The 18,666-nt window shown below is 43.2% G+C and carries 11 protein-coding genes; 5 read left to right on the top strand and 6 right to left on the bottom strand.

Annotated elements, in window-relative coordinates; genetic code table 11:
* Nucleotides 1–2: 2 nt before the first annotated feature.
* The gene (locus KUV50_RS17510; RefSeq protein WP_222581489.1) at nucleotides 3–923 is read right to left on the bottom strand and encodes an AraC family transcriptional regulator; all 921 of its coding nucleotides are present in this window, start codon (nucleotides 921–923) and stop codon (nucleotides 3–5) included.
* 616 nt (nucleotides 924–1,539) lie between these two features.
* On the opposite strand from KUV50_RS17510, the gene KUV50_RS17515 reads away from it, so the two are divergent.
* The 3 genes from KUV50_RS17515 (at nucleotide 1,540) to KUV50_RS17525 (ending at nucleotide 9,235) form a co-directional block, all read left to right on the top strand.
* Nucleotides 1,540–4,911, top strand: a complete 3,372-nt coding sequence (locus KUV50_RS17515; protein ID WP_222581490.1) for a SusC/RagA family TonB-linked outer membrane protein — start codon at nucleotides 1,540–1,542, stop codon at nucleotides 4,909–4,911.
* 12 nt (nucleotides 4,912–4,923) lie between these two features.
* Nucleotides 4,924–6,540, top strand: coding sequence for a SusD/RagB family nutrient-binding outer membrane lipoprotein (locus tag KUV50_RS17520; RefSeq protein ID WP_222581491.1), 1,617 nt, complete (start codon nucleotides 4,924–4,926; stop codon nucleotides 6,538–6,540).
* A gap of 349 nt (nucleotides 6,541–6,889) precedes the next feature.
* Nucleotides 6,890–9,235, top strand: a complete 2,346-nt coding sequence (locus KUV50_RS17525; protein ID WP_222581492.1) for a hypothetical protein — start codon at nucleotides 6,890–6,892, stop codon at nucleotides 9,233–9,235.
* 219 nt (nucleotides 9,236–9,454) lie between these two features.
* Here the strand turns inward: KUV50_RS17525 and KUV50_RS17530 are convergent, their stop codons facing one another.
* Nucleotides 9,455–9,844, bottom strand: a complete 390-nt coding sequence (locus KUV50_RS17530) for a VOC family protein (RefSeq protein ID WP_222581493.1) — start codon at nucleotides 9,842–9,844, stop codon at nucleotides 9,455–9,457.
* A 102-nt stretch (nucleotides 9,845–9,946) separates the two neighbouring features.
* A complete protein-coding gene (locus KUV50_RS17535) occupies nucleotides 9,947–11,554 on the bottom strand; it encodes a beta-N-acetylhexosaminidase (protein WP_222581494.1) in 1,608 nt (535 codons plus the stop codon).
* Nucleotides 11,555–11,589: 35 nt separating this feature from the next.
* Here KUV50_RS17535 and KUV50_RS17540 point away from each other — a divergent pair, with 35 nt between their 5' ends.
* Entirely contained in the window at nucleotides 11,590–12,507 is a 918-nt protein-coding gene (locus tag KUV50_RS17540) for an SMP-30/gluconolactonase/LRE family protein (protein WP_222581495.1), read from the top strand.
* A 182-nt stretch (nucleotides 12,508–12,689) separates the two neighbouring features.
* Nucleotides 12,690–13,715 (top strand): aspartate--ammonia ligase, encoded by a 1,026-nt coding sequence (gene asnA, locus KUV50_RS17545; protein ID WP_222581496.1) that lies wholly within the window; start codon nucleotides 12,690–12,692, stop codon nucleotides 13,713–13,715.
* Between the two features lie 156 nt (nucleotides 13,716–13,871).
* Here the strand turns inward: asnA and KUV50_RS17550 are convergent, their stop codons facing one another.
* The 3 genes from KUV50_RS17550 to KUV50_RS17560 are packed head-to-tail and all read right to left on the bottom strand — an operon-like array spanning nucleotide 13,872 to nucleotide 18,249.
* Entirely contained in the window at nucleotides 13,872–14,174 is a 303-nt protein-coding gene (locus tag KUV50_RS17550; protein WP_222581497.1) for an LpxD N-terminal domain-containing protein, read from the bottom strand.
* Between the two features lie 24 nt (nucleotides 14,175–14,198).
* A complete protein-coding gene (locus KUV50_RS17555) occupies nucleotides 14,199–15,560 on the bottom strand; it encodes an McrC family protein (RefSeq protein WP_222581498.1) in 1,362 nt (453 codons plus the stop codon).
* Nucleotides 15,553–18,249, bottom strand: a complete 2,697-nt coding sequence (locus tag KUV50_RS17560) for an EVE domain-containing protein (protein ID WP_222581499.1) — start codon at nucleotides 18,247–18,249, stop codon at nucleotides 15,553–15,555. Before KUV50_RS17560 ends, KUV50_RS17555 begins: the two co-directional genes overlap by 8 nt.
* Nucleotides 18,250–18,666: the final 417 nt, after the last annotated feature.

Genomic DNA, 18,666 nt, shown 5'->3' on the forward strand with positions numbered 1-18,666 from the left:
TTTTAATCTTGCTGTAAATCGGCCACGACATTGGGGTGTAAATGCGGATTTTGATTTTTCTCGCTATATGCCCTGTAGTATTGACTGGGCGATTGTTTGGTGATTTCCTTGAATTTGCGATTAAAATTGGACACATTATTGAATCCGCTTTCATAGCAGATCTGATTAATGTTGAGATTGTTTTCCAGAAGCAATTTGCAGGCATAGCCCACCCGCAATTCTGTCACAAACTCAATATATGTTTTGGAGGTTCTTTTTTTAAAATACCGGCAGAAGTAATTGGGGCTAATGTGAACATGTTTTGCAACATCCTGAATGGTAATGCCATTTTTGAAATTGCTCAGTGTATACTGATAGATTTCATTGATCTTATCATTGGGGTCTATTTTGTATTGATCTACAAACCCTTGACTTGCGAGGTAGTTCAATTCATTGGATTGGGCAATGATGTCCAGCATATCCAGCAGATGAATCACCCGTTGTGCTTTATGCAAATGGAGAATCTCTTCCATTTTGTTCACGATGGTGTCATGTGTTTTTCCGTGTATTTGAAATCCACGAGTTGCGGCATTAAGTAATTTCTGAATATGTTGATGTTCGGGAATAGCTAAAAACTCTTTTCCCCAGAAATCTTGTTTAAAATGAATAGCGATGGATTCAATATGCTGATCACTGTTTTGATCAAAATAGATGTCATCGTTTCGCCACATGTGAGGAAGGTTGGAACCCAAAAGTATTAGATCGCCATCAGTGAACCGTTCAATACTATCCCCGGCCAATCGGGTTCCTGAGCTCTTTCGTATGTAGGTGAGCTCAATTTCGGGATGATAGTGCCAATAATTGTATAGAAATGGATAAATGTTTTCCCGTACGCTAAACGAGTGTTCGGCATTGGAGTCAACTTTTCGAAGAATGGGTTTCATGGTGTGGAATTTGGTGTCTTAATACGTTCTATATATAGGCGTTGACCTTTAATCAGAGTTTAAGATTTTCTCACAAAAATTATATTCTATTTAAAGGTTTATAACCAATAAAAATTCTGTAGATAGTGAAATATTGATCCTTCGGTCCCTGTAATCATACTTTCTCTATTGAGGAAGCCAATATAATATAAATTATGGCTATTATTTACATAAATGAAAGGTTAATTGTTTTTTAAATTTGGATCAGCGGTAACATTCTGAATCAGAGTCAGCCGTAATACCCTAAAATGAAGTACATGTGAAAAGACTTTATAGCGAATGGTTATTGGATGCATAAAACCAGTAGTTGCTGGTTTGGATTGAATAAGACGGTTCTGCGCACAGGTTCCTGTGCTATTCGTTGTAAATCATTGGTAGATCAAATTTAATCAAAACTTCATATAGGTTTAGTCTAAAGCTCGTGTATTCAGCGATATCTTTATTGTGAATTTGGGAGCTTTCGACCCAAAATTAAGTATTGGAATTAACATTAGACCTTCGAGTAATTTCTTATGCTGTGAAGGTTTTGAAGATGAATGATTTTATAGATCAATTTTTTTATTAAAAAATAACAATGATGAAACACAAATTAAAAATTTGTATGAACTCGGTGTTGATTTTGGCATTAGCTCTGTGGCTCCCACTGGGAGCGCATGCTGGCCCGGCACCTGTAGATCAAATCACCGGTCAGATTACCGATGAAAGCAATGAACCGCTGGTGGGGGTTAATGTCCTCGTAAAAGGAAGTTCAAAGGGAACTTCAACGGATTTTAATGGGATGTATACCCTCCAGGATGTTGATGACGATGCCGTATTGGTAGTAACCTATATCGGTTATGTCAAGCAAGAAATCAATGTCAATGGTCAGTCGACCATTAATATCGTCATGGAATCCAGTTCTCAGACATTGGACCAGGTGGTTGTTACCGCGCTGGGCGTATCCCGCGACAAAAAATCGCTGGGGTATGCTGTTGAAGAGGTGGATGGCGGCAAACTCAATGAAGTCGTACAAGAAAATGTGCTCAACGGTTTATCCGGAAGGGTATCTGGGGTGACCATCAATTCTACTGGTGGTTCTGCTACTTCTTCGGTGAGTATGATTATTCGTGGGGCTTCCTCGCTGACAGGTGATAATCAACCGCTTTTTGTAATTGATGGGGTGCCTGTAAGTAATTCATTGGGCGGCAACACCCAAGAGGTTGGATCCCGGAATGTGGTCGATTTTGGTAACGCAATTTCGGATCTGAATCCTGCAGATATCGAGAATGTTTCGATTCTTAAAGGAGCCGGAGCTGCTGCGCTGTATGGATCACGTGCTGGTAACGGGGTCGTGTTGATCACCACCAAAACCGGAAAAAAGAACGAAAAGATGAAAGTGTCGGTCAACACTAGTGCGGTGTTTGATCAACCCTATGAATACCTTAAAATGCACAATTCTTTTGCCACAGGGGTAACTCCTTTTACGGAAGAGCAGTGGAAGAATCTGACAGGTGGACCGTTGGTCATCGATGAAGGTAGTGCCGGCCGGTTGGGTCCTCAACTCGACATTGGTCAGAAGGCCATACAGTGGAACAGTCCTGTTGATGAAAATGGAAATAAAATACCGACCCCGTTGGTTTCTCACCCCAACAATGTCGCCAACTTTGTCCAAACGGGTATAACCAATACGAATAATATTTCGATTAGCGGTGGTTCGGGTAGCAGTGCCTACCGGGTTTCCTATACGAATATGAACAACCGGGGTATTGTACCCAATTCGGATATGTTCCGGAATTCCCTGAATGTAAGTGGGTCCTATGAAGTGAACCCAAAATTGAACGTAAGCACCAATATTAATATCGGACGATCCAAATCCAATAGTATTCCGGCCACCAACCGGGGCACGAATCCGCTGGAATGGGCTTATAAAGTATCTGGTCACGTAGATATTTTGGATCTCAAGAATTATTGGGCTGAAGGACAGGAAGGCATCCAGCAATACCAGGTTCCTGATCACAACAACCCGTATTTTCTGGCCTATGAAGTGAAAAATGCATTTACGCGGGATCGGGTTTTTGGAAATGCACAAGCCGATTATAAGTTAACACCCGATCTGACGGCATCTTTGACCTTTGCCCTGGATCGATACGATGAAGACCGCAGCAGTCAGATCCCCTATAGTGAAGATCGGAACTCGAGAGGAACTTATGGCATTGAAAGCCTGGCTCGAATGGAAAGTAATACCTCGGTTAACCTGGCTTATGACAAATATTTTGAAAATTTTTCACTGCGAGCGTCAGTGGGTGGAAATTCCATGTATCAGACATACAACGGTAATTCTGCGAAGTCTACTCGAGGTGGATTGGTGATCCCTGATCTTTATACCTTATCCAATATATCCCCATCCAATCTTCAATATGGTAATTACCGCAGTCAGAAAGCCATCTATAGTGCTTATGGAATGGCTAGTCTGGGTTATAATGATATGTTGTATCTTGACGTTACAGCACGGAATGACTGGTCCAGTACGTTACCGGAAGCGAATCGATCTTATTTTTATCCATCGGCTACTTTGAGTGCGCTGGTGAATAATATTTTCCAAATGGGAGACAACATCGATATGATCAAGCTCCGCGGTGGCTGGGCTCAGGTCGGTAATGACACTGGTCCTTACCGGTTGCAGTCAACGCTTGGTAACGCGGGTGCATGGGATGGTGTGACGAGATTGTCCACTTCTGGTACGTTGTTGACTCCGGATCTGAAACCCGAGATTATTTCTTCTATAGAAGTGGGAACAGAATGGATTTTGTTCCAAGACAAATTCCGTTTTGATGTAACCTATTACGAATCGGAGAACCGAAATCAGATTTTGTCTCTGGCTTTGCCCCAGTCCTCGGGGTATGGCAGTAAACTGATCAATGCCGGGCAGGTGAGTAGCCGGGGGGTCGAACTCTCTATTGGTTCCACGGTTTTTTCCACGAATGATTTTTCGTGGGATGTAGATTTTAACTACACCTTTAACCGGACACGTATTGATGAGCTAGCTGATGGAATTGACTTTATCCGATTTTGGAGCGATGCCAAAGGCGGTGCATACACCTGGGTAGGTGAAGACATTGGAAATATTTATGATCGTAAACTGGTTACGGTTGAAGATCCAAATTCACCTTATTATGGTTGGCCGCTTTTGGATGGATCTGGAAGCTGGGATGATAAGAGTGGTGTCAATGATTTGGTCAAGATCGGTAATTACAATCCAGATTTTATTATCGGGATGCAAACAGGATTGCGATGGAAAAATTTCCGACTCAGTGCCGTAATGGATTGGCGACAAGGTGGTGACTTTATTTCGCAAACGTACAGATATTCCGAGTCTGATTTTGCTACACAGCGACAGTTGGACGAAGTCATCAATCCGGACAATGTGCCTGGAGGCAGAGCCGGCATTGCCGAATATCTCAAAAACAATGCTGATGAACTGATTGTCAACAGTACGACGGTCGTTGGCGGACCTACGCCAGAAATGGGCGGGTATGAAATTAACTACCAAGGTATTCCTGTGGGGAGTGGAACGTTCAATCCTGGTGTCATCGGTGAATATGATGACGATGGGAATCTGATTCGGTACGTGGAGAATCTGGGAGGTGAAGGAACACAGTATATTCCTTTGGCCGATAATTATCCCTGGAGCTTTGGTAAGAGCGCTATGTTTGATGCGTCTTTTATCAAATTGCGTGAAATATCCTTGTCGTATACGTTGCCAAGTAGCTTGACAGAGGGTATCGGAATGGACAATCTGGCGGTTTCGGTATACAGTCGAAATATTATACTGTGGACCAAAGCCGATATTGGAATTGATCCGGAACGCGCTTTCCAGCAAGAAGGATATGGATTCAAGCAAGGAATCGAACGGTACAATGTAACGCCGTTTGTATTACCGATAGGAATCAAGCTATCAGCTAACTTTTAATAAAATATGATTATGAAATATTTAAATAAATTATCGATTGTTTTTCTGGCTTTGACACTAGGACTCTTCGTGCAATCATGCAGGGATCTCACGGAGCTCAATGTCAATCCCAATGGGGTTGATATCGAGAAAGCCAATGCGAATCTGATTCTGTCAACGGTCTTGACTCAGACCGCTCAGACGTACAACAACCTCGGCTATGGAGATGCGGCTGGTGTCATGCAACATACTCAAAAAGATGCCTGGTTTGGAGGACACAATAGTTATGATTGGGGTCCTGAAAATTGGGGGCACTATTACAATATCTTGCGAAATAATGAAAAGGTTTATGAAAAAGCGGTCAAAAACGACCTTCGGTTTCACCAAGGTGTGGCACTTGTCATGAAGTCTTTTCTGTTTGCTCAGATCACTGATCTGTGGGGGGATGCACCCTATACCAATGCCTTGAATGGTGATGAAGGTGGCAATGAAAATTTATTGCCAGCTTATGATAGTCAGGAGACTATTTATCAGGGAATTCTGGCTGACTTGGAAGAAGCTGCCGGATTGTTGGCTGCAGATAAAGACTCGTACAAAGAAATCTTTCCCGCTGCAGATGTTATTTACAATGGAGATCCTGCCAAATGGCAAAAATTCGCGAATTCACTGCGCTTGCGCTATCTGATGCGAATATCCAATAAAAAAGATGTGTCCAGCGAATTTGCAAACATTGCACAAAGCGCGCCCATCTTTACAAGCAATGACGACAACGCGTATATGAAGTACCCCGGGTCCAACGACGCCTCAGCCTGGCCGGCTAATACAGTGTTTGACGGTACAAATGGTAGTAACTTTCGACGTATTCGACCAGCCGAAACACTGGTAGAGGCCTTGCGCGAACGCAATGACCCACGTATAGATATTTGGTTTGAGCCCGTTGAGATACCAACCCAACCAAGTACTGAAATTCCAAACAATACCATTGTCGACGGGATTCGATATATGCATCCGGATACCATTGAAAAAAACAATATGAACACCAATCTGGATTATGTGGGGCTGCCAACGCAGTTGAGGTTGCCTTCGGGTTACAATCTTAACCCTACGCCGGGTCAAACCTCCCAGAATAGTTTTGTATCCTACTTGGATGATCGCTACCGGGATGCCGGAGGACCCTTGCTCAATGCCCGGTTGATGTCCTATGCAGAAGTGGAATTTCTCCTGGCTGAGGCGGCACAAAAAGGATGGATCAATGGTGCAGAAACTCATTATAACAACGCCATAACCGCTTCTCTGGAAGAGTGGACCGTTGGCGATCAGGTCTCGGCATACCTGGCTGAGCCCAACGTGGTATACGATGGTACGCTGGAGCAGTTGATTACCCAGAAATGGATTGCAAGCTGGACCGCTACACAGGAGGCCTGGTTTGATTATCGTCGAACCGGATTCCCAGATCTGAGTACCGGCGATCTGGCTAAACGGCAGGCGATACCGTTGCGTTATACCTACGGTAGTAATGAGTTGAATTTTAATCGACAAAATGTATCAAAAGCAATCGAGGATCTGCAATTAACGCAGTATTCGCAAGATGAAAAAAACAGCTCTTGGTCCAAGCCCTGGCTTATCGCCGGGACAGGAAAACCGTACTAAAGAGTTGGGGCGCCTCCCTATTTCCATGACGGGAGATAAACTTCGCTTTTAGAAGTTCTACGTCAGGATTAAGTGTCCTTACCCGCCCGATACAGATGATCAGTCCGGCATTTCCAGTGACATGGGATGCCGGTTTTTTTATTTAATTGCTGGAGACGTTAATTTGTTGAGTGCCACGCGTTTTGTATCCCTTTTATTCTGTGCAATAAATAATTTCAAAAACCCATCCCTAAGTTTCTTTCAAGACCCTAAAAGATCTATTTTCCACCTAAACACCTAAACACCTAAACACCTAAACACCTAAACACCTAAACACCTAAACACCTAAACACCTAAACACCTAATTATAATGTTGAATCTGAATTATCTACTTGTTTTTTTTGTGGTTTTGATCTGTTCTGGACATGGATCAGCTCAGGATCCTGTCGTGGTCCGGTCTTGTTACAGCGCTGCCTCGGTGCAGGAAAAGTACAACGGGACCCCGTTGAACCTGCTTGTAGAGGAAATCAATCAACGGGTTAAAAACAATGTTCAAGTAAGTCACTCCTTCAGAAAGAATGCTGGACAAATTGTATTGTTAGGAGCGGATGATTCTTTGCCCGATGAAATAGTGCAGTCTGCGGAGGACGCATTTCCGTTGCCGGAGAATGAGGAAGGATATCGGATCGTTCGGGCGTCCAACACGATTTTTATACAAAGCCGTGGGCAGCGAGGGCTGCAATTTGGGATTGGTCAGATACTGCGTGAAGCCCGGTATGAGGATGACATGTCCTGGGACGGTGTGTCTGTGTCCACTGCACCTGAAAAACCGATCCGGGGCCATCAGATTGGATACCGGAATACGGCGAATTCCTATGATGCCTGGACCCCGGAGGTGTATGAGCAGTACATCCGGGATTTGATCGTATTTGGAACGAATAGTATTGAGAATATACCTTTTGCTGACCCGGTTCCTATTCATTTTACCATCTCTGCGGATTCGATGAACCGGGAGTTGGGCCGATTGTGTGAAAAGTATGATTTGGATTACTGGATTTGGACTCCGATTACGTTTGACCTGAATGATAAAAAGAAAGCAGAGGCCTATCTAAAAGACTGCGAAGCGCTGTATCGAACGTCTCCCCGGTTGGATGCGGTTTTTGTGCCCGGGGGAGATCCTGGAAACAATCCGCCGGAGCTGGTACTGCCTATGATGGAACGTATGGCTGCGTTGGTTCAAGAACATCATCCGGAGGCCAAAATGTGGCTCTCCATGCAGGGGTTTGATCCGAAAGATGCGAAGTATGTGTATGATTATATGGATCAAAAGTCACCCACATGGATGGGAGGGCTGGTCGCCGGACCCGGTAGTCCGCCGCTTTCGGAGACCAGAGCTGCGTTGCCCGAGCACTATCCGTTGCGTCATTACCCCGACATTACGCATACGGTGCGCTGTCAATATCCCAATTGGTGGTGGGATCCTGCATTCAACTTTACCCTGGGACGTGAACCCATTAATCCGCAACCATTGCGGTATCAGAATATTTTTCTTTACACAGCACCTTATACGGATGGTTTTGTGACCTATTCGGATGGCATGCATGATGATCTAAATAAAATGATCTGGTCTCGACTAGGCTGGCAATCCACTGCTGATATCCATGATGTCGTGCAGGAATATGCCAATTATTTTCTTTGTTCTCCAGCCGCGGAAGAGGTTGCTGATGCGCTTTTTGCATTGGAACGAAACTGGGATGGGGCAGTGAAAAACAATGGTTCAATTCCGGCGACGAATGCTTTTTGGAAAAAAATTGATCAGACGTATCAACTGGACGATAATTGGACGCTTTGGCGGTGGAAGATGTATATGATGCGCGCCGAATACGACGCCTGGATACAGGAGCGTTTTCGTTATGAGGAACAATTGGAAATTCGGGCCAATGACATCATGAGCCAGGTAAAGACATTGGGTGTGGAAGCCACGATGGATTCTGTTCGGTCTATTTTGGCCATGTCCAAAATACACTTTAAGGATCATGAGGGCCGGCGCCGGATATACAATTGGGGGGATGACTTGTTTGAAGTGATCGGATTCCAGTCCAGTGTTCCGCTTTATCAGGCCCGGAACCCTGAACGGGGGGCAATTATCGATTTTATCGACCGGCCATTGAACAATGAATGGTGGATTTTAGCCGAATTTGATCGGATGAAGAACTGGAGCGAGTCTGAGAAAGCGGGGCGTCTCGAAGAAATGGGTCAGTGGGAAGATGCCGGAGCAGGGGGGTATTACGATGACATCGGAAATATTAACAAAAGTCCTCATGTGGTCAAGCTTCAGGCATCCGATACAGATCCATTGTTTACCTGGAGTGATAATCCGGGATTTGATTGGTGGGAAAATGGATATAGTAAAGCACGACTGTCCTGGATGAGCAGTATGCGCTGGCCCTATGGTCTGCATTATCGTCATCTGGATCCGGAAGCAACATACACCCTTCGGCTCACGGGGGTGGGAGATGCCTTTCCTCTGATTGGTGATGTGGAGCTCAAGCCTACAAAATATGGAAAAAAGACAGGAGATATTAAAGAATTTCCCATACCGAAAAACTTTACCCAATCCGGTGAAGTGATGATTCAGTTCAAGGAAATCGACGAAAGTCATCTGAATTGGCGGAAGCATTCCAGATTAAATGAAGCGTGGTTAATAAAAGATTGATGAGGGGTGTTTTATAGAAGATTTGAGAGGAGCTTGGCTTTGTCGGTCTTTGCTAAACGGTATTGGTTTTGTTTTTGGGAGCGGGAAAGTTCTCGGATTTGTGGTGTGGCATCACTCAGTTGGGTTATGATAAACGGTGCCATTAGCCATTAGCTATTAGCCATTAACCATTAACCATTAGCTATTAGCTATTAGCTATTAGCCATTAGCCATTAGCTATTAGCCATTAACCATCGGTCTGGCTCGTTTGCACAGTTGGATCGGGATGCCCCAAGGGTCACGCAGCATGATAATGTGATCTCCTGATGGCGTAATATCATCGCTGTCTTCCCGGGCGCCTGCTTTTTGCAATCGAACTTTGTCCGCTTTGGGGTCGCTGGATACAAATGCGATATGAACGATGAGTGGGTCCTGGTTTTTGTAATCGGGGATGGGAGCAGCATCATTGTGGTAAATTTCAATCATGACCTGACCGCTGCTGTCGGCCAGAAAGGTCATGTATGGTGTTTCTGTTTGCTGGCGGACGATTCGCATTCCAAGATGCTCCACATACCAATTCGCCATAGCGATCGGATCAGGTGCATTGATGGCAAAATGTTCTATTTTCATGATGTAAGGAATATTAATGTTTTAAATGGCTTATCCCATGCTTTTAATATTGATAAAATACATTCCCCGAATGGTTGCATAATAACTTTTAGCAATTCACAATTAACCATCACCTTCCAGCACTGGCGGCTCCGGCGTGCTCTCCGGATCGAAAATATTGAAAAAGTATAGATTGTCATTGTGGTATTGCTTCATCTGTGGCTTCATTCTTTCGAGAAATTGATCATAATTACTTTGACCGGGCATGCTCCAGGCGGCCTCACCCAAAGCAGCAAGTCGTGGAAAAGTCATGTAGTCTAATCTGTTTTTATTAGCAATGCGCTCGGTCCAGATGTTGGCCTGGATGCCCCGGATTTGATCGTTATATGTAGCACTATGCAAGCTGTCCGGCGGGAATTTCCAGACCGATTCTATGTCTGCGTAACGACCGCCCCATTTGCGACCGTCCTGATGATTTTCCGTTTGTACAAAATCAAAATACAACGGAATGCGCGGACACAGCACTACATCGTAGCCTTTGTCCAATGCTTGTGTGAGTGTTTCGGGTTTGTCATGGCGCCACCAGAATACCAAAGAGCCTTCGGTGGGCAGTCCGGCAGTGACGATCTCATCCCAGCCCAGAACCAGGTTGTTCATGGCACGGATCGTATCTGCCATCCGGTTGATAAAGTAGTGTTCCACATCAACCAGGCTCGTGGCATCATTTTTTTTCATCCATGCTTGAATGGCGGGGTCCGTATTCCAGGCCGCATTACCAAAATGAACTTCATCTCCGCCAAGATGGATCATTTGTGCCGGAAATAAAGCATCGACTTCCTGTAGTACATCGGTGAGGAATTCGACGACCGTATCCTTGGTCGGATGCATAGTCCATTCTGGGTACCGATCCGATCCGCCACCACTAAAGACCGGGTAAGCCTTATTTACCGCCGTAGCGTGGCCGGGCATATCGATCTCCGGTACCACGGTAATATGGCGTTGCCTGGCATACCGGACGATTTCCTTAATATCTTTCTGCGTGTAATACTGCGCCGGCAGCAACGGGTTGTGATCATCGCCAATGCCGCCGATCAGTGTGAGATATGGGTATTTCATGATCTCAATCCGCCATCCCTGACTATCGGTTAGGTGCCAGTGAAAAACATTGAGCTTGTAGTACGCCATCCAGTCCAGCAGTTGCTTCACCACCTTTTTGCCAAAAAAATGCCTGGATTCGTCAAGCATGAGCCCACGCCACCCATACCGGGGTTGGTCCGTGATGTCGACGTGTGCCACAGAAATGACGCCAGAATCAGTTTTGTTGGCTTCCATAATCTGGAATAAGGTCTGAGCAGCATAAAAGATCCCCCGCTGGCTGCCCGACATTTCGATGGAAGATCCGATAGACAGCTGGTACGCATCGGAATCCTTTGCCTGAGTCGCATCTGAAAGTTTTATATCAGCGTCATTCTTCTCGTTTATTCGCCCATAGATGCCAAAGCGGCTCATTAATTCCTCCTGGATGTAGTGGCTGGACTGACCTTGGTCAAAATCAGAGTATTGGATGGTGACGTTTTCGGAGAAAACGAATTCACCCGATTGGGTGATCACTGTAGATGGGTATGGAATGACCGGAATTTCTTGTGCGTTGGTTTGATAATTCCACGCAATAAGAAAGAGTGTCAGTAGGCATATGGTACGGACCGAGTGTGTATGTGAAGGATAGAACATTGTGTATATTTGAATTTTAATTTCAATACGACAATATGAATTTACATAAAATAAGAACGACGTTTGTTATTGGTTTCCTCTTTTTATGGTCTTTTAACCTTATTGGACAATCAGGTCGCGATCTTTTCGAACCGAGTGCAACGGTGACAAAACTGGCGGGCGACTTTGCCTTCACTGAAGGACCGGCGGCGGATGAAGAAGGTAATATTTATTTCACAGATCAGCCCAACAACAAGATCTGGATCTGGACTACGGACGGAGAATTAACCTTGTTCACCAATCAAAGTGGCCGATCCAACGGATTGTATGTAGATCAGCAGGGGCGGTTGGTTGCTTGCGCAGACATGGACAATGATTTGTGGCGTTATAATCACGACACCGTGCCTGAAATCCTGGTGGCTGATTACCAGGGCAAGGCGCTCAATGGCCCCAATGATTTGTGGATTCGGGGTGATGGCGGGATTTATTTTACCGATCCATTGTATAAAAGAAGCTATTGGACGCGTGATCCGGCGATGCAGCAAAAGGGCCAGTATGTCTATTTTTTTGATCCTGAGAATGAGACGCCGCCGACCCCGGTGGATCGGGATTTTGTGCGCCCCAATGGAGTCGTCGGCAATCCAAATAATAATCTACTCTACATTGCCGATATTGGTGATGATAAGATATATTCTTATCGGATGAAGAAGAATGGGCAGCTCAAGCGGAAAAAAGTGTTTGCTGAGATGGGAGCAGATGGGATGACGATTGATGAACAAGGTAATGTCTATCTTGCTGGTAAAGGAGTCACTATCTTCAATCCAAAAGGAGAGAAAATCGGACATATACCGGTTCCTGAACCATGGACTGCCAATATTTGCTTTGGGGGGAAGAATCGGGATCAGCTTTTTATCACTGCTTCTACCGGATTGTATGTCCTGAAAATGAACGTAAAAGGCATGCGACGGTTTTGAATCTCTTAAAACGATTCAAGAGATCACGGGCCTAAATTTAAATATGCTAACAAAACTTGATGATTATTGATAAAATGATAAATATTGCCGTATATAGATAGATTATAAAAAATATTTTACCCAATTTATTGAATATAATTGAATTTGGTTGTATCTTTGTGATCGACTAAAAGATATACGTGATGGAAATTAAAACCAAAACTTTGAAGCAAGAACGACTGAGAACCGAAGCTGCGATACAATATGCCAAGGATGTTTTTACCCGACAATTGTCCGATCAACTTAATTTGACGAAAGTATCTTCACCGATCATGGTCATGGATGGAACGGGAATCAATGACGACCTAAACGGCGTGGAGCGATGTGTCCGGTTTGCGATCAAACAAATGGATGATCAGAAGGCTGTGGTGGTCAATTCCCTCGCGAAATGGAAGCGGATCCGGCTGAAAGATTATGAGATAGATGAAGAGCAGGGTATTATCACTGACATGCGAGCGATCCGGCCGGATGAAGATTACAGTCCCATTCACTCGGTATATGTGGATCAGTGGGATTGGGAGAAACGAATTTCCCCGGACGATCGTACAGTGGCGCGACTGAAGACAGAAGTCAAAAAGATTTATAAAGCATTGAAAATAACAGAGCAAGAACTTCGGAGAAAATACACCGATGTGGAAGAACAGTTGCCGGATGATATCACTTTTATTCATGCCGAAGAATTGCGCCGGATTTATCCGGAGCTGACCGGTAAAGAACGAGAGGATAAGATTGCCCGGGAATACGGGGCTGTTTTTATTATTGGGATCGGCGGCGAATTGGGAGATGACCAACCCCACGATGGCCGTGCCCCGGACTACGACGACTGGAGTACAGAGAACGAGGATGGATTCTATGGGCTCAATGGTGATTTATTGGTCTGGAACCCGGTGTTGGAATCCGCTTTTGAGCTGTCTTCAATGGGGATCCGGGTGGATCAGGATGCGCTGGAGCGTCAACTTGAATTGCGCAATGAAACCCACCGTAAAAACCTCCATTTTCATCAACTGTTGCTTCAGGATCAGCTGCCGCAAAGCATAGGCGGCGGGATCGGTCAATCGCGGGTGTGCATGTTTTTGCTGGGCAAGCAACACATCGGTGAAGTGCAGGTCAGTGTGTGGCCCGAGGAGGCGTACCAGGAAGCCAGTATGAAAGGAATATCGTTGCTGTAAGAGATCCGCTTTGAAATCTTACTGAAACGCTGAAATGACAGCAAGCACAACTGGTATTGCTGGCCGACGCCATTTGGACAGATTTTTGGAGTGTAGAATGCAGTGATCTCCGACTGTACATTGTTCTGAAATAACGATGCCGGCTTTTATGACCGGCTATTGATTAGTGAGAGCTTGGGTGTATTCTCTGAATAGGGCAGATTGATGGATGGTGGCTGATTGGCAGATTCTTTCATCGATCCGAAGAGGGTCTCCTGAGAATAATTCCAATGCATTCACTAGCGCCAAATCCGGATTGTTGACCACGATAAAGCAAGGACCTTCTCCTGGTGTCGTATATTCAACTAAATTTTTTTGAATGATGACTGCTTTAGCTGAAGAATTTTCCCATTTTTTCAGATGCTTTTTACTGCCAATAAATGAAATGGAAGTGGTGTTTGAAAAATTTGAAAAGCGCATTAGGTAGCGCGATGGGGATGATTCCTACTGTGAGGGAATCAGTATTTCTTCCATTTTATTTTTCAACTCGCGCCTGGTTACATCAAACAATTCGCTTAAATCCATATTTGATAAGCGTTTATCGAGTAATTCGCGATGGATAATGGGCAGCTGAAAAGCTTTGATCTCTATTTCTTTATCATCAGCTAAAGCATCTTTGATAGTCAATACTGTGTGTCCTTCCTGAGTTTGCAAGACGGTATTGGGATAGAATAGTATAATATTATCGACCTCGAAGCGTATGGCATAGGCCAGCATCTGATAGAGATCTGGTTGAGAAATTCCTTTTTTGGGGTCCTTTTCATCGGAATAGATTATTTTGTACTTTGTATCCGCTATGAGCTGTAGGTTCTCAGTCTTAAGCCATAAATCAGGTAGGAGCCTGAAAGCTTCCTCCTCGTCCAGGTATTTGTCGCTTCGTTGCGCTTTCGCAGTGACTTGTTCTAGTTCTTTGTCAATAAAACCAAAAATAAAGTCTTCGAAGACATATTCCATCGGGAGTAAAAAGGCAAAGAGCTTTAGGTCGTTCTTATAGTCAAACGAGACACAGTGGGTTAGGAATAATTGACAGTAATCACGGACCGTTTCAAATTCTACAAGCATGGGATTAAACGATATCCGGGAGCATTGTTCGGCAGTTGCTTTTTCTTCAGATACTTCGTCCAAAATGAACAAGATTTCCCGTAGGTTTTTTTTGTTGTCCTGACTGGAAGTTGCATTGAACAAGAGCGTAGTCACAAATTTCACGATGCGATTGAATTCATTGTCAAATACGAAAGCATCATAGGTGCAATTCAACTTATGCCATCTGCCTTTGCCCAGGTTTTGCTTGATGTATTCGTTGGTGTGTAGTCTTCCCTTGATGAAGTTTAGCTCCCGATTGACTTCTTCATATTGTTGATAAATGGATGAGCCCAATAATTCGCGGGTGTATTTGGAAAACAAGTAAATGAGCACTTCAAAGAAATCGCTTTTTCTATCACCCAGCGCGGCTTGATAGTTTGGAAATTTAATTTTACGGCAATAGCTTAACCACCAAAGGATATGGTTTTGGATTTGATTGATTTCGATGGTGGAATACGCTTTTTCTGGATTGAAAAAAATTTTTGGCAGGAGGTTGATCTTTTTGCCTTCAAAATGAATGACGCCGACGTAATTGTTGGATTTTAACTCATGGGTTTTATGAAGGAACTGCACGAATCGCTGCGATTCAATTCTTTCATTGTTTCTTTCTGCGTAGTAAGCATTTTTCTCACGGCTGTTCCAGATTTCGTCCAAAAAACCCTCCAGTCCATCCAGTGAATCCGGAACCTCTGCTTTATTTTGATATTCAAACAGATTAATCATCCCTGCCCGTTATTTTCAGTGGCCAGGAGTTTTCTTTGATTACAAGTCCGGCAGATCGTAGAATGTCCTCTACTTCTTTCTGATCGTTCATATAATATTCCAGAAGAAGAGGAATGACTTTATTATTCATTCGCTTGACTAAGTCCTTGTTTTCTCCCATGAAATAGGAATGACCGATTTGAAAATCGTGGCCTTTGGAATCTATGATTTTTATATTGATTTTTTCTAAAATCTCCACGTCGTGTATCTCCGTCCCAACGATATCATATAACGGATACATCGGTTCAAATTCAAACCTTCTACGCAATGCGATATCCAACAAAGCAATGGACTTATCGGCCGTATTCATGGTGCCGATGATGTACAAGTTGGAAGGAACCACAAAAGGATCTCCGGAAGGCAAACGAGCCTCTAGTGCAAGATCACCCTCTGAACGTTTGTCTGGTTCGATCAGCGTAATCAGCTCGCCAAACACTCGGGAGATATTGGCGCGGTTGATTTCGTCGATGATGATGACGTAATTTTTTCTTTCAACAACTTCTGTTCTTCCTGCAGGATCTTTTCCAATTTCAAGAAGCTCATCCAATAGTGGCGAATAATAGGATGAAAGTCCCTGAATGTCAAGTACGGATTCAGCTTCGTACATTTTTCTTAGTGTGCTAATACTTAGAGTGTGAGAAGTTCCTCCACCAGCTTTCCTGAATTCAATCGATATATTAGTGATGGCTGTTATGAAATAAGAAGCTCTCTTCATTTGTATTTCAATCTCTTCTACTTCACCTTCAATCAAAGGTTTAATGAACGTATTAAATGCATCTTCAAAAGATTTTTTGATTAAAAGAGGTCGCTTGGACGCCCTAATGTTCTTCAAAGCCTTATCAGCAATAATTTTAAAAACCCCATCTTTTCTTTCGAAAGTTAGTTGGCTATCATTTTCTGTGTCTGGTCTTAATCCTTGAATAAAGTCTTCATAGCTGTAATTCTGATGAAAAGTGATAAATTCTATTCTATTGTGAAGATTCGTTTTAAATATTTCACGTGCTTCATCATAGGATTGTATGGTGCGGTTCTCTATGATTTCAGCTGCTCTTAAGATGGTGTTGTAGGTTTTTCCCGTACCGGGGGGACCGTAGAAGATGGTGTTGAGTGGGTAATTCATTGGTTGATCAGTTGAATCATTTGCCGTGTCAAAAACATAATTTTCAAAATCCTCATTGTTGTATTTCCGATATCCAGATTTTGTTGTTCTGATGAGCTCCTCTTGTAAGGCTGCCTTTACATTCTCCCATTCTTCTTGAGATGGTTCGAATTTATCATCATAGTAATTATAATAGGGTTGGGGAGGTTCACCGCCATATGGCTTGCTATTTGCCAGTAATCGGTCTTTGGATATAACTCCAAATTTTCTCTTTTTTTCTGAAATGCGTATGCTAAAGCAATATCGTTGACCAATTGTAAAATTTAAACCATTTCGTCTGATGCTAAACACTAGTCTTGGGTCATCCTTTTTAAGTCCAAGTTCACGGTTCGATCTTCGTATAATATTGATGAAGGATTGAAAGATGTCTTGCTCAAACCTTGAACGAATCGTATGAAACTGGGTTTCTGTCTCGATCATATTTACGATCATTTCAAATTCCTCCTGGTTGGAAGTGAAATTAGTTCCTCGGTTTCCGACCTTCAGGTTATCTAATTCCTCAATTCCTTCTATTGCCTTCTTCAGAATCGGGTGGTCTACTAAGTTATGCGTAATTTTGATATCTGCTACCATGTAACTTTGGGTGTCATTTTTCCACAGATGGTCATCCGGAGAGGCTGTTCTGGTGTAAGGCTCGGATGTTACTTCTGCCAAAGCATAACATCCAGCTTCCTGACCCGTAATCCATAAGATAACCTTATCTCCGGACTTGATTTTGTTCTTATGAGCCGTCACAGTCCAACCGGTGAGAACTTCATCGCGTAGCGCAGTTTCAAAATCATAATCATCCGGACTCCCTTGAAAGATCCAGTAATTTGGCTCTACTTTTTTATCCAGCATTTGATAGAGAATGTCTTGTGCTAATAGTTTATGGTTTGTACCATCAGAAAAATCAGGGAGGTAAGTGTTGACTTGCTCAATTAATTCTGTATCGGTTACAAGGTGTTTTTCAATAAAATCTTCAAGTAAATTAAGGTAATGTGCATATCGCTCACCTTTTATCGCAAGCTTAATCCCCAGTTGATTACAAAATTTTTTATAGAAGGAATACTTATAAAATGTATAATTGACGGGGTCGTGATATGTCAAATAGGTTGCAATGGATCGCTCATCCTGATGATGGCTTTTTTTTTCTCCAATTTCTCTGTATAATTTCAGAGTTTGTTTTTCAAATGTTTTTATGCGTTGTGTTAAATCAATTGAATCATTAAATAGATCGCTAAATATTTTCCGAATTTCTTCTGGTTTTTCTTTGCCCAGTTGTCTTATAACCGCTCCTCCCATGTGATAGAGCAAGTTTGAAAAGTCAATGTCACTTATTTCTTGAGCAAAATCTTTGGCTTCAAGGTTTGGACGTCCTCTGTATTTATTGATAAGCTCCCATTTATAGATCTCATCTTTTAGTTGAGTTCTTGAAATATGTTTTTTATATCTCTCAATCATTGAATGCATAAAATAATTGTTGAGGTTTATTTCGATTCGTGTTAACATGGGTGCTAAAATATTACGACGAAAAGACCATAATGGAATCAAATGTGATTAAACATACACAAACTTTCAGGAAGATCAGAATCGATTTAGTGATTTATGTCGGAATTATCCCGTCTACTGCGTTTATTTCTTTTTTTAGATTTGATTTGGCTTCGAAGTGAGAGTTGTAAAGGGCGCCAAAGCCTGGGATAAATGGAGATTTAGCTCGACATGTGTGGTGTTTTTTGTGCTTCGGGAGGCAATCCCCAATAAATTGGGGACAGCTCTTGGCCGAAAACGTTTTTCAAAGAGCAGAGCTTTGGCTTTTCTTCTTTCCTACATAGTACATGATCCCAGATGGAGGTTCAGATACTTGTAGCACTCCTCTTCTTTTAATGGCATATTTGCAGTCTTGTCTCCTTTCACCCTTGGAAACGC

The sequence above is a fragment of the Membranihabitans marinus genome, assembly GCF_019802045.1.
GTDB classification, from domain to species: Bacteria; Bacteroidota; Bacteroidia; order Chitinophagales; family Saprospiraceae; genus Membranihabitans; species Membranihabitans marinus_A.